A 12,409-nucleotide genomic window follows, 5' to 3' on the forward strand; every position below is an offset into this window, starting at 1 on the left:
GGCGTCGAGGACTTCGACGCCGCGGGAGGGAACGGCGCCGTAGACGAGTCCGCGCACGGGGTCGACGTCGATGGAGCGGTTGGATTCGATGAACGGGAAGGGCCCGCGCACGACCTGGCCGAACGTGGCATCCGCGATCGAGACGACGACCCAGTTGCGGTTCTGCTGGCCGACGTAGAGCAGTTGCGCCTCATCGTCGATGCCGAGGTCGCGGATGTTCTCGGGTAGTTCCATCTCGCGGAGCACCTGATCGGTCTCGGGGTCGATCTCGAAGATCTTCCGCGAGTTCTGGTCGCCGAGGTAGAGCACGTCCTTCGACTCCGAGAATGCCGAACCCGCCGGCAGCTTCGCATTGTCGCGGTTCACGGAGCCGATGCCGCCGATCACGCGGTAGTCGACGGTCTCGGTCGGCACCTCTGGTTCACCGGTGCCGGGGTCGGGGTTCGGGTTGCAGCCGAGGCACGGCTGCTGGGTGCCCGGGTCGATCTTCTGCGGCGCCGCGTCATCGGTCACGGCCTTGCCGGCCTCGTTCTTCACGATCGTGAGGCCGTCGAAGTACTCGCCGTCGGCGGTGCGCGCCTCGTAACGGAGCTCATCGCCCGCGACGTCGATCAGCTGGTAGAGCTGCTTGCCGCCCTCGAGCCGGCGAAGGTGGGCGCCGTTCTCGTTCCAGAGGCGCGGGCCGACGCCCGAGTACATCTTCGAGCCGACGACGGAGATCGCGTAGACCGGGCCGTCGTAGTTGAGCTCGGCGTTCCACCCGGCGGGGTTGCCCTCCTCCGCGGCATCCGTGTTGCCCCGACCGTAGTTGTGGTCGTGGCCCTGCAGCACGAGGTCGACGTTGTGCGACTCGAGGAGTGGGAGCCACGCCTCGCGGATCGCGCGGTTGTTGCGCCCCTCGTCGAGCGAGAAGATCGGGTGGTGGAAGAAGACGACCGTCCACTTGTTGGGGTTGTTCTCGAGAGTGGCCTTCAGCCACTCGGTCTGCACGGCGAGGGCGGATGCCTCGGTGATGTTCGAGTTCAGCGAGATGAACCGAACTCCCTGGTAGTCGGTCGAGTACACGGTGCCGTCGAGCAGCGCTTCGGCTTCGGCCGACCCGGTCGGACCGTTGTCGGGGTATGCGAACTGGGCCTGCCACTGCTTGGAGAGCTCGGTGCCCTCGTACTCGTGATTTCCAGCCGCCGCGAGGAAGTTCTGCGTGCCGAACTGATAGCCGGCGGCGTCGAACACCTCGCCCCATTGCGTATCGTCGTGCGCGTCGTTGATGAGGTCACCGGCCTGCAGCACGATGCTCGCATCCGGCCGGTCGCGGAAGGCATTGCGAATCACGCGGGAGGCGTCGGACTTGATGCCGTTCTGCACGTCGCCGAGGTAGATGAACGAGAAGTCCTCGGGCCCGGCGGCAGCGGTGGTGAAGTGCTGCCACTCGCTGAAGTTCGTGCCGTCGCCGACCCGGTACTGGTACTGGGTCGCCGGCGCCAGCCGGTCGAACTTCACGGTGTGGAACACCTCGGAATACCCGTGCGCGGTGTCGACCTGCTCGTGGTCGACGGCGTTCACCGTCGTGAGGTCGGTGCGGTAGGGCTCGGCCGTCGCGACGCGAAGCTGCGCCTGCGCGGTGGTGACACCGGTGCTCGTGCGCCAGGTCACCGCCTGGGAGGTCGCGAGGTCGCCCGACGGCGTCAGCACGATGCGATCGGGGATGCGTGACGGCCCGTGCTGCTCGACGGGCGTCGCCGTCGCGGCGGTCGCGGGCGGCGCAGTGCCGACCAACGGTGTGATGAACGCCGCGGTGAGTGCGGCCGCGACGAAGACGGAGGTGAGCCTGGCTCGCCGGGGGCGTGCTGGCACCAGCTTCATGGAACGGCCCTTCTCTGATGACTGGATGGGGGAGGAGTCGAGGAAGGCGCTCATGCGTCGCCCTCCTTGCGGAAGCGCAGCCGGCGCGCGATGAGGAGGCCGGCGAGGCCGAGCAGCAGTGCGCCGCCCGCGATCGCGATGCCGGTGCCGACCCACGCGGTGCCCGTGTTCGCGAGGTCGCGAACGCCGGTGCTCGGTGCGCCGACCGCGAGGATCGTGATGGGCGCCTCTGCGGTCGCCCCGGATTCGAGCCCGCGCACAACGATGGTGTGCGCGCCCGGGGTGGCTCCCGCCGGGATGTGCGCCGTGTACGTGAAGGCACCGCTCGAGTCGGCCGTCGGGAAGCCGAGCACGATCGGGTCGGAGTGGAGGCTCACCTCGAGGTCCTCGTTCGGGAGGAACCCCGAACCTTTCATCGGCAGCGATCCGCCTGCGGCCACGCCTGCGGCACCGAGCTCGAGCGGGCCCGGGTTCGCGGTCGGCGGTGTCGTCGGCGGCTGGGTCGTCGGGGGAGTGGTGGGCGGTGTCGTCGGCGGTGGCGTCGTGGCGGGCGGTGTCGTCGGCGGCGTGGTGGGCGGCGTCGTGGCACCCGGCACGACCGGCGTGGGCCGCTCGGGCGCACTGCCGTCGCCGCGACCGGAACCGGGGCCCGATTCGCGCCCCTCGGTCTCGTCGGTGACGAGCTTCACGCCGTCGTCGGTCTTCGTGATCGTGAAGGCGTCGAACAGCGCCCCCGTGACATCCCGGCTCTCGAGGTGGATCTCGTCGTCGGTCACGTCGACGGTCTGGAACATCTGGGTGTCGCGGTTCATCGCGCGCAGGTTCGCGTCGTTGTTGATCCAGTTGTTGTTCGCCGGGTCGTCGGGAACGTACATCTTGGGCCCTGCGACGGTGACGAGGTAGACGGGGCCGGTGTGGCTCGTCTCGGCGTCGGCGCCGGCCGGGAGGTTCTCTTCGTTGGCGAAGAGGTTGCCGCGCCCGTAGGCGTGGTCGTGGCCCTGCAGCACGAGGTCGACGTCGTGCGACTCGAACAGCGGCAGCCAGGCGTTGCGGATCGTCGCGTTGTCGCGGCCCGACGTCACGGAGAAGATCGGCTGGTGGAACGACACGACGGTCCACTTGTTGGGGTTCTCGGTGAGCACCCGGTCGAGCCAGGTCGTCTGGGCGGCGAGGTCGGCGCCGTTCACCTGCGAGGCGTTCAGCGACACGAAGCGCACGCCCTGGAAGTCGACGTAGTAGGTGTTCTCGCTGAAGGTCGCGGCAATGGCCTCGGTGTCGGCCGGGCCGTTCTTCGGGTACTCGAACTGCGCGCCCCAGTACCGGGTGAGCTGCGGCCCCGGGTAGTACTCGTGGTTGCCGGGGGTGGCGATGACGTTCATGTAGGCGTTCTGGTAGCCAGCGGCCGAGAACCACTCGCCCCACTCGGCGTCGGCGACGTCGGTGTCGATGAGGTCGCCCAGGTGCACGACGGCCTTCGCGTAGGGCCGCGCTTCGAAGGCGGCGCGGAACGCGCGGGATGCATAGGACTTGACGTCGTTCTGGGCGTCGCCCTGCACGATGAAACTGAACGGCGCAGCAGCGGATGCCGCGGTGCGGAACTCGAACCACTCGCTCCAGGTCTGCCCGTCGCCGACGCGGTAGACGTAGCTGGAGTCCGGGGTGAGGCTCGTCATCGTGGCGGTGTGGTAAGCGATGGTGTACTTCAGGTCGGTCGCGAACTCCTGCGTCGACGTGGCGTCGATCGTCGTCCACGCGGTGATCGGCCCGTCGGTCAGCGGGGCGAACTGCGCCTGCGGAGTCACGACGTCGGTCGAGGTGCGCCACGACACGTGCTGCGACGTCGCCGGCGTCTCGCTCGGCGTCAGGATGACCCGGTCGGGCACGGCGCTCGCGAGGTGCACGGTCGCCGGGTTCACCGGGGGCGGGGCGAGGCCACCGCCGGCGGCCATGGCGAAGCCGCTGCCGATGCCGGTCAGGGCGAGCGCGATCGCCGCACCTCCGGCGATCAGTCTTGCGCGCCGTCTCGGCTTGGGCTTGGGCTTCGGCGCTGGGGTGGATCGTTGCTGGGTTTCACCGGTCATCGCAGGGCAGTCCTCGGGTCTCGACATGGGGGAAGCTCGTCGCGGCGCGCTCGTGAGCGAGGCACCGAGAAGTGACGCTATCGATCGCAGAATCGGGGAATCGCTTCGTCTGGCGTGTCTTCAACGGCCGTTCAGCAAGCGCGCGAGGAGTTCGCGAAAGCGCCCTGCGAAGAGGGTTGACGAGGGTGGCGTGCGCAGATACCGATAGCGACGCTCGAGGAGGTCCTCGACATGCCAGGACCGTTCTGGAGCGTACCCCGAACGGGGGTGATCATGGAACGAAATCCACCGGGCGTTCATGTGCCATTCGGCGCCGCGACGCATGCCAGGAGCAAGGTGCGGAAGGTGGGACTCGAACCCACACGCCCGAAGGCACAGGAACCTAAATCCTGCGTGTCTACCGATTTCACCACTCCCGCGAGTGCCCGATCAGTTTAGGCGCTGCGCGGGATGCGCCCGCGAAGCAACCGAGCGGATGTCGCGAGCGCTCGCTGCCGTTCGGAGCGCGCGCACACGGGGCTTGTGGATAACTTCGAGGCGCGACATCCGCTGCACCGCATGATGGATGCCATGACCGACCCCGTGCGCACCATCGCCGATCGCGTGCGCACTCGAGTGCTTCGCGACGGGGTCGACCTCACGCGAGACGAGTCCGCTGCCGCTCGCTACGCCCACGAAGAGGTGCGCCGCTACAGCGAGCGAGCGCTCGGCGGCGCCCACGCGGGGCTCGGCGACGAGCACGGCACCACTCGCGACGTCGTCGCCTCGATCACGGGCTACGGGCAGTTGCAGCCGTTCTTCGACGACCCCGAGGTCGAAGAGATCTGGATCAACGCGCCGACCAAGGTGTTCATCGCGCGCAACGGGGTGTCCGAGCTGACGACGGTCGTGCTCTCCGACCGCGAGGTGCGCGAACTCGTCGAGCGGATGCTGCAGCACTCGGGCCGACGCGTCGACCTCTCGTCGCCCTTCGTCGATGCATCGCTCCCCGACGGGTCGAGGCTGCACGTGGCGATCCCCGACGTCGCGCGTTCGCATTGGTCGGTGAACATCCGCAAGTTCCAGCGCCGCATCCGTTCGCTGACGCAACTCATCGAGCTGGGCTCGATCACGCCGCATGCGTCCGAGTTCCTGCGCATGAGCGTGCTCGCGGGCGCGAACATCCTCGTGTCGGGGGCGACGCACACGGGCAAGACCACGATGCTCAATGCACTCATGTCGGGCGCCCGCACGGGCGACCGGGTCGTCACGGTTGAAGAGACGTTCGAGCTCGACCTCGATGTGCGCGACCTCGTGGCGCTGCAGTGTCGTCAACCGAGTCTCGAGGGCACTGGCGAGATCACGCTGCGGCGTCTCATCAAAGAGGCATTGCGCATGCGGCCCGATCGGCTCATCGTCGGCGAGGTGCGCGAGGCCGAGAGCCTCGACCTGCTGATCGCGCTGAACTCGGGCCTTCCCGGCATGTGCACGATCCACGCGAACTCGGCTCGTGACGCCCTCGCGAAGCTCTGCACGCTGCCGCTCCTCGCCGGGCGGAACATCGACTCGGCGTTCGTCGTGCCGACCGTCGCCAGTTGCATCGACCTCGTCGTGCACCTCGCGATCGACCGCGACGGTTCCCGGCGGGTTGCTGAGATCAGCGCCCCGACCGGGGCATGCACCGGCGCTTCCGTCGATACCGAGGCCATCTTCGTGACTCGCGATCGCGCACTCGTGGCGACCGGCTCCGCGCCGGTGCGACTCGAGAAATACCGTGCCGTCGGACTCGACCCCGATCTCGTGCTCGCGGCGGCCCGCCGATGAGCCTTGCGCTCGGCGCGCTGCTCGGACTCGGCGTGCTCCTGACCCTCGCCCCGCTGTTGTGGCCGGCCAAGCGCGCGCGGGCCGACGGTGCGGGCATCAGTCGCGTTCGCGATGAGCTCACGCTCGCCGGGCTCGGCGCGGTGCCGGTCGCCGTGATCGTGGTGATCGTCGCCGTACTCGCCATGGTGACGGGTGCGATCGCGCAGGCGGTCTTCAACGTCCCCGCACTCACCGTCGTCGCAGCGACCCTCGGGGCGGCTCTCCTTCCACTCCTCGTGCGGGCGCGGGCCGCACGTCGACGCGCGGCCAACCGAGCCGTGTGGCCCGATGTCGTCGATCATCTCGTCGCTTCGGTTCGCGCGGGCATGTCGCTGCCCGACAGCCTCGGAGCCCTTGCCGATCTCGGGCCGGCGTCGACGCGTGCGTCGTTCGCCGCCTTCGACGACGAGTACCGGCGCACTGGCAACTTCGGGGCATGCCTCGACCGGCTGAAGAGCACGCTCGCCGACCCGGTCGCCGACCGAATCCTCGAGACCCTCCGCATGGCGCGCGAGGTGGGCGGCAGCGATGTCACGGCGGTGCTTCGAGGCCTGGCCGGCTACCTCCGCGAAGACGCAGCGCTCAGGGCCGAGGTCGTCGCCCGGCAGTCGTGGATTCGGAACGCTGCACGCCTCGGCGTCGCGGCACCGTGGCTGCTGCTGGTGGTGCTGGCCTCGCGACCCGAGACCATCGCCGCGTACGACTCGGCTGCCGGCGCAGCACTGATCATCGCCGGTGTCGCGGTGACCATCGTGGCGTACCAGGCCATGGTCACGCTCGGCCGACTGCCCGAGGAGCGCCGATGGTTCCACTGAATGGCGCGGCGGCGCTCGGGCTCGTGTTCGGCGCAGTGCTCGGCCTCGGCCTCTGGCTCATCGTGTCGACTGTGCCGCGTGTCGGGCGCGCTCGGCTCATCGAACGGGTGGCGCCGTATGTCGCCGACATCTCGGCCGAGGCGCGAACCCTGCTCGCCCGGCGTCCCGCCGATCCGACCCCGGTGCTGGGGTTCCTGGTCGGCCCGGTGGCCCGTGCTCTGCGTACCCTCGCCTCGGAGTGGCTCGGCGGTGCCGAGACGATCGCGCGGCGCCTGCGTCAATCGGGTTCGGCCGCATCCGTCGAGCGATTCCGCGGCGAGCAACTGGCGTGGGGCGCCGGGGGATTCGTCATCGCGTCGGCCCTCGCCCTGGCCTCACCTGCCTTCAGCTCCATGCCGCCCGTCGTGCGTCTGGCCATGCCGTTCCTCGCGGCTGCGCTCGGCATCGTCGCCCGCGACTGGCTGCTGCAGCGCGCTGCCAAGCGCCGACTCGCGCGCATCTCGGCGGAGCTGCCGACCGTGCTCGAGTTCCTCACCCTGAGCCTCACCGCAGGCGAGGGAATGCTCGATGCGATCCGCCGGCTCGCGGGCGTCGGCGCCGGCGGCGGAGAACTGCCCCGAGAGTTCGCCGGCGTCGTCGCTGCCGTCGGCACCGGCGTTCCGTTGGGTCAGGCGCTTGCGCAGCTCCGCGACGAGCTGGAGCATCCGGCCCTCTCGCGGGCGCTCGACCAGGTGCTGGGCGCGCTCGATCGAGGCGCCCCGCTGGCCGCCGTGCTGCGATCGCAGGCCGGCGATGCGCGAGAAGAGGCCAAGCGCACGATCATCGAGCTCGCCGGGCGCAAAGAGATCGCCATGCTCGTGCCGCTGATCTTCCTGATCCTGCCGGTGACGATCGCCTTCGCCCTGTTTCCCGGCTACCTCGTCTTGCAAGCGGGCTTCTGATGACTCCCGGCACCGATCGCGCGACTTCGCGCACCGACGAAAGGAACACCAATGCGCCAGTGGATCCAGCAACGGCTCGGCGACGAGCGCGGCGACGTACCGGGCTGGGTGTTGATCACCCTCATGACCGCGGGGCTCGTCATCGTCATCTGGGGCCTCGCCGGCCCGGCATTGTCGGGCGTCTTCGACCAGGCGATCAGTCGGGTGCTCGGCGGCGTCTGAGCACTTCGGTGCTGTTGGGGCGCACCCGCGCGCTGGCGCACGATGAGCGGGGCTCGGCCGTCGCCGAGTTCACCATGGTGGGCGTGCTGCTCACGGTGCTCGCGCTCGCCGTGGTGCAGCTCGCCCTCGCCTTGCACGTGCGCAACACCGTGCTCGACGCCGCTGCAGAAGGTGCTCGATACGCGGCTCTCGCGGGATCGAGCGAGGTGGCTGGCATCGCTCGTACCCGGGAGCTGATCGGTGCCGCCATCTCCACGGAGTACGCCGACGACATCGTCGCCGGTCTCGGGTCGGTCGGCGGCGTTCCGACGGTTTCGGTGACCGTGCGTGCACCGCTGCCGGTCATCGGCCTGCTCGGCGTCGAGCGTGCGCTGGAGGTGACCGGGCATGCAGCGCTCGAGGTGGTCGAATGAGACGGGGTCGGCCTCGCTCGAGTTCCTGACGGTCGGCGTCATCCTGCTCGTGCCGCTCGTCTACCTCGTGCTCGCGATGTCCGCGATCCAGGCCGGCGCGCTCGCCGTCGAAGGCGCGGCCCGCCAGGCTGCTCGCGTGGCAGTGCAGGCGATCGACGCGGGCGCTGCCGATGCCGCGGTCGAGCGCGCGGTGCGAGTGACGCTCGACGACTACGGCATCGATGCCGACGCGGCATCCGTCGTCGTCTCCTGCACCCCGACCGGCGACTGCCTCGCCGCCGAAGAGCGCGTGCGGGTCATGGTCTCGGCGAGCGTGTCGCTGCCGCTCGTGCCCGAGTTCCTCTCGCTCGACCGTGCCACGAGCGTTCCGCTCGAAGGTACCGCGACGCAGACGGTGTCGCGCTTCGCCTCGAACACGAGCACCGCAGTCACAGGTGGGAGCGGCCGATGATCGCACGGATAGGCGCTCGCCTCGACCGTGACGAGCAGGGGTCGACACTGCTGCTCACGATCTTCTACTGCTTCCTCGGCCTCTCGCTCGTGCTCGTGGTCATCTCGGCGACCTCGCTCTATCTCGACCGCAAGCGACTGTTCACCCTGGCCGACGGTGCCGCGCTCGCCGCAGCCGAGGCCTGGAGCCTCGACACCGTGCAACTCGACGGCGATCGCCTGTCACTCGAGCTCGACCCCGCGGAGGTGAGCGCGGCGGCCGGTGCGTACCTCGGCGACGCCGTGCACGGGCTGCGCGATGTCGAGCTCGTGCGCGCGACATCCGACGACGGCCAGAGCGCGACCGTCACGATTCGCGCCGTCTGGTACGCGCCGATCCACACCGAGTTGCTGCCGGTTTCGGTGCCGATCGAGGTGACCGCGACCGCACGATCGGTGTTCCACTGACGCCGTCGCGGACGGTTTCGTCGAGCGTGCTCGGTGCGATTGACTGGGAACATGACCGTCGAGATCTCAGACCACTTCACCCGCATCCTCTCCTCACCGGTGTTCGCCCACCTCGGCACGGTGCGCCCGAACGGCGAGGTGCAGGTGAACCCGATGTGGTTCGAGTTCGACGCCGAGCCGCAGACGATCCGCTTCACCCACACCTCGAAGCGCGCGAAGTTCCGCAACCTGCAGGCCGACCCGCGCATGACCCTCGAGATGACCGACCCTGAGAACCCGCTGAAGTACGTCGAGGTGCGCGGCACGCTCGTCGAGGTGATTCCCGATCCCGAAGGCTCGTTCTACGTGCACCTCGGGCAGCGCTACGGCAACCCGCACGAGCAGGCGCCTGCCGACAAGGCCGATCGGGTCATCCTCGTGATGCGCATCGAGAAGGTCAACGGGCGCTGAGATGAGCGGTGAGCGGGCGGCCCGACCCTCGTCGCGGGCAGACGGGCGTCGATACGCGTGGACGGCGATCATCGCCGTCGCGATCGTCGTCGTCGCATTGTTCACGCCGGCGATCGCCTCGCTGCCGCTCTCGGCGCTCGGCGTGGTGCTCGGGCTGCGTGCACGACGTGAGGTGAAGAACGACCCCACACTCGTGGCCGGGTGGCTCTGGATCGGTGCGGTCGTGGTCGGCGGCTTCGTGCTCGTCTCGCAGCTCATTCTCGTGGTGCTCTCGCTCACGACCACGGGCTGACCCGCACTCGCACGCAGCATGCACGGCGACGCGCATCGAGCCGGCCGTCAGCCCCGCCGTCGGTGCGGTACGTAGCGCGGAATCCAGCGCCAGAGCACGGCGGCACCGGCGAGGCCGAGCACGCCGACGACGACGTTCGCGGCCATGATCGAAAGGAGCGAGGTCACCCCGGCGATCATGAGCGGTGCACCCGCGCCGCCCGCGTCGGCGATCATGCGGAACGCGCCGAGGAACGGCGCCGGGCCCGACTTCGGCGCGAGATCGGCGCCGAGCGTCATGATGATGCCGCTCGTGATGCCGTTGGCGAGGCCGAGCCACACGGCGATCACCGTGAACCAGAGCGCGGCGCTCGGCAGGTCGTGGGTGAAGGCGAGCGCGATGTGGCCAGCGGCCATGCCGAGCATGCCGGGAATCGCGCTCCAGAGCCGGCCGAAGCGATCCATCAGCTGACCGCTCGCATAGAACAGTGCGAAGTCGAGCGTGCCCGAAATGCCGATCACGAGAGCCGCCTGCTCGGCGGGCAGGTCGATCGAGATCGACCACAACGGCAGTATGACGGTGCGACTCACACGGATCGCCGAGAGCAGGCCGACGCCCGTGCCGATGCGGGCGAGCACGCCGCGGTTCTCGCGGATCGCACGGAACACGCTCGTCGACGAGCCCGCCGCGGCCTCGGCTTCACCCGCGGTGAGCGGTGCGCCCGAGGCATCCGCCGCCGCGATCGCCGCGGCAGCCGAACGATCAGCGGATGCCTCGCGCGCGAGCTTCGCCGCCCCGAACACCCGCTCGGGGTCGGGCAGCAGCACGAGCACGGCGATGACCGCGAAGCACGCGGCCACGAGCACCCAGAAGACGGGCTCGCTCGAGCCCGTCCACGCGATGATCGCTGCGGCGAGGAACGGGCCGACCGCCCAGCCGGCTCGGAACACCCCGCCGAGCGTCGACAGGGCCCGTGCCCTGATGCGCACAGGCACGTAGCTCGTGAGGAACGCATGCCGAGCAAGGCCGAACACCGCGGTCGCGAGCCCCAGGAGGAACACGCCGATGCCGAGCGCAGCGACCGTGGGGGAGACGAGGGCGATGAGCACGCCGGTGACGGCGAGCAGGGCGGCGCCGATCATCGCGTTGCGCTCGCCGATGCGGGCGACGAGCCATCCGGCGGGCAGGTCGCCGGCGAGCTCGCCGACCATGATCATCGCCGCGATGAGGCCGGCGAGCGCGAGCGGGGCACCGCGTTCGGTCGCCACGAGCGGGATGATCGGGATCATCGCGCCCTCGCCGAGGGAGAAGACCAGCGTCGGCAGGTAGACGGGGAGGATGGTCGAGCGCCACGAGAATCGGGGCGCTGAGTCGGTCATCGATTCGACGCTACACCCGGTTCGGCGCGCCGCCCCGGCCCGCGCCGTCGGCAGGAGCCGGGGCGACTCGCGTAGTCTGGCAACGACATGTTGGATCTTGACCTCACACAGGAGATCGCCGCGCTGCGATCCACGTTCCGCGACATCCGTTCCGTCGTCGATGTCGACGGCCTCCAAGCCGAGATCGATCGCCTCTCGGAGCAGGCAGGCGCGCCCGACCTCTGGGACGACACCGAGAACGCCCAGAAGGTGACGAGCGCGCTCAGCCACCGGCAGACCGAGCTCGCTCGGGTGAAGCGCATCGATGCGCGGCTCGACGACCTCGAGGTGCTGATCGAGCTCGCCAACGAGATGGGCGACGAAGACAGCGCCGAAGAGGCGCGCGCAGAGCTCGTCTCGCTGCAGAAGGCGATCGGCGACCTCGAGGTGCAGACCCTGCTCGACGGCGAGTGGGACGACCGGCCGGCGGTCATCACGATTCGCGCGGGCGCGGGGGGCGTCGACGCCGCCGACTTCGCCGAGATGCTCATGCGCATGTACCTGCGCTGGGCCGAGCAGCACGGCCACAAGGCCACCGTCATGGACACGAGCTACGCCGAAGAGGCGGGCATCAAGTCGGCGACGTTCGAGATCGACGCTCCCTACGCCTTCGGCACCCTGAGCGTCGAGGCCGGCACGCACCGCCTCGTGCGAATGAGTCCCTTCGGTGCGGCGGGCAAGCGCCAGACGAGCTTCGCGGCGGTCGAGGTCATTCCGCTCATGGAAGAGGCGCAAGAGGTCGAGATTCCCGAGAACGACATCCGCGTCGACGTCTTCCGCTCGAGCGGCCCCGGCGGCCAGTCGGTCAACACCACCGACTCCGCCGTGCGCCTCACCCACCTGCCCACCGGCACCGTCGTGTCGATGCAGAACGAGAAGTCGCAGATCCAGAACCGCGCCGCCGCCATGCGCGTGCTGCAGTCGCGACTGCTGCTGCTGCAGAAAGAGCAGGAGGCAGCCCAGAAGAAGGAGCTCGCGGGCAACATCACCGCGAGCTGGGGCGACCAGATGCGCTCGTACGTGCTCGCGCCCTACCAGATGGTCAAAGACCTGCGCACCGAGTACGAAGAGGGAAATCCCTCGAAGGTCTTCGACGGCGATCTCGACGGCTTCATCGCCGCCGGCATCAAGTGGCGCAAGCGCCCGGCCGAGTAGCAGTTTCGCGACTTCGCTGAGCGGATGCCTCGAGCCGGCGT

Annotated in this window: 13 protein-coding genes and 1 tRNA gene; 10 read left to right on the plus strand and 4 right to left on the minus strand. The window is 69.4% G+C overall.

Translation table 11 applies throughout. The features are described 5' to 3' along the window. From H521_RS21375 to H521_RS0103795, 3 genes are all read right to left on the minus strand, one after another. On the minus strand, positions 1-1,917 hold a 1,917-nt coding region (locus H521_RS21375; protein ID WP_051159176.1), incomplete at its 3' end, for a metallophosphoesterase. Next, positions 1,914-3,944, minus strand: a complete 2,031-nt coding sequence (locus H521_RS21380) for a purple acid phosphatase family protein (protein ID WP_022891705.1) — start codon at positions 3,942-3,944, stop codon at positions 1,914-1,916. The genes H521_RS21375 and H521_RS21380, both read right to left, overlap by 4 nt. Before the next feature lie 337 nt (positions 3,945-4,281). Beyond that, positions 4,282-4,363: transfer RNA gene (locus H521_RS0103795), tRNA-Leu, on the minus strand. Between the two features lie 151 nt (positions 4,364-4,514). Between H521_RS0103795 and H521_RS0103800 the strand changes: the two genes are divergently transcribed. The 9 genes from H521_RS0103800 to H521_RS0103840 are packed head-to-tail and all read left to right on the plus strand — an operon-like array spanning position 4,515 to position 9,816. Continuing rightward, positions 4,515-5,747 carry a TadA family conjugal transfer-associated ATPase gene (locus H521_RS0103800; protein ID WP_026481871.1) on the plus strand — a complete coding sequence of 411 codons (1,233 nt, stop codon included), beginning with the start codon at positions 4,515-4,517 and terminating at the stop codon, positions 5,745-5,747. After that, positions 5,744-6,601: a type II secretion system F family protein gene (locus tag H521_RS0103805; RefSeq protein WP_022891707.1), complete on the plus strand. Its 858-nt coding sequence runs from the start codon at positions 5,744-5,746 to the stop codon at positions 6,599-6,601. Before H521_RS0103800 ends, H521_RS0103805 begins: the two co-directional genes overlap by 4 nt. Then, positions 6,589-7,542, plus strand: a complete 954-nt coding sequence (locus H521_RS0103810) for a type II secretion system F family protein (protein ID WP_022891708.1) — start codon at positions 6,589-6,591, stop codon at positions 7,540-7,542. Before H521_RS0103805 ends, H521_RS0103810 begins: the two co-directional genes overlap by 13 nt. 51 nt (positions 7,543-7,593) lie before the next feature. After that, entirely contained in the window at positions 7,594-7,764 is a 171-nt protein-coding gene (locus tag H521_RS26060) for a hypothetical protein (protein ID WP_022891709.1), read from the plus strand. Between the two features lie 8 nt (positions 7,765-7,772). After that, positions 7,773-8,177, plus strand: a complete 405-nt coding sequence (locus tag H521_RS25730; protein WP_022891710.1) for a TadE/TadG family type IV pilus assembly protein — start codon at positions 7,773-7,775, stop codon at positions 8,175-8,177. Continuing rightward, positions 8,152-8,628, plus strand: coding sequence for a hypothetical protein (locus H521_RS21385; RefSeq protein ID WP_022891711.1), 477 nt, complete (start codon positions 8,152-8,154; stop codon positions 8,626-8,628). Before H521_RS25730 ends, H521_RS21385 begins: the two co-directional genes overlap by 26 nt. Next, on the plus strand, positions 8,625-9,074 hold the full coding sequence (locus tag H521_RS0103830) for a pilus assembly protein TadG-related protein (protein WP_022891712.1): 450 nt from the start codon (positions 8,625-8,627) through the stop codon (positions 9,072-9,074). Before H521_RS21385 ends, H521_RS0103830 begins: the two co-directional genes overlap by 4 nt. A gap of 51 nt (positions 9,075-9,125) precedes the next feature. After that, complete coding sequence (locus tag H521_RS0103835; protein ID WP_022891713.1) at positions 9,126-9,524, plus strand: PPOX class F420-dependent oxidoreductase; 399 nt, start codon at positions 9,126-9,128, stop codon at positions 9,522-9,524. A gap of 1 nt (position 9,525) precedes the next feature. Further along, positions 9,526-9,816 carry a hypothetical protein gene (locus H521_RS0103840; protein WP_022891714.1) on the plus strand — a complete coding sequence of 97 codons (291 nt, stop codon included), beginning with the start codon at positions 9,526-9,528 and terminating at the stop codon, positions 9,814-9,816. 47 nt (positions 9,817-9,863) lie between these two features. Here the strand turns inward: H521_RS0103840 and H521_RS0103845 are convergent, their stop codons facing one another. Continuing rightward, positions 9,864-11,174: an MFS transporter gene (locus H521_RS0103845; protein WP_022891715.1), complete on the minus strand. Its 1,311-nt coding sequence runs from the start codon at positions 11,172-11,174 to the stop codon at positions 9,864-9,866. A gap of 87 nt (positions 11,175-11,261) precedes the next feature. On the opposite strand from H521_RS0103845, the gene prfB reads away from it, so the two are divergent. Further along, entirely contained in the window at positions 11,262-12,368 is a 1,107-nt protein-coding gene (gene prfB / locus H521_RS0103850; protein WP_022891716.1) for a peptide chain release factor 2, read from the plus strand. Positions 12,369-12,409: the final 41 nt, after the last annotated feature.

It is taken from the genome of Agromyces subbeticus DSM 16689 (assembly GCF_000421565.1).
In the GTDB taxonomy this organism is placed as follows: domain Bacteria; phylum Actinomycetota; class Actinomycetes; order Actinomycetales; family Microbacteriaceae; genus Agromyces; species Agromyces subbeticus.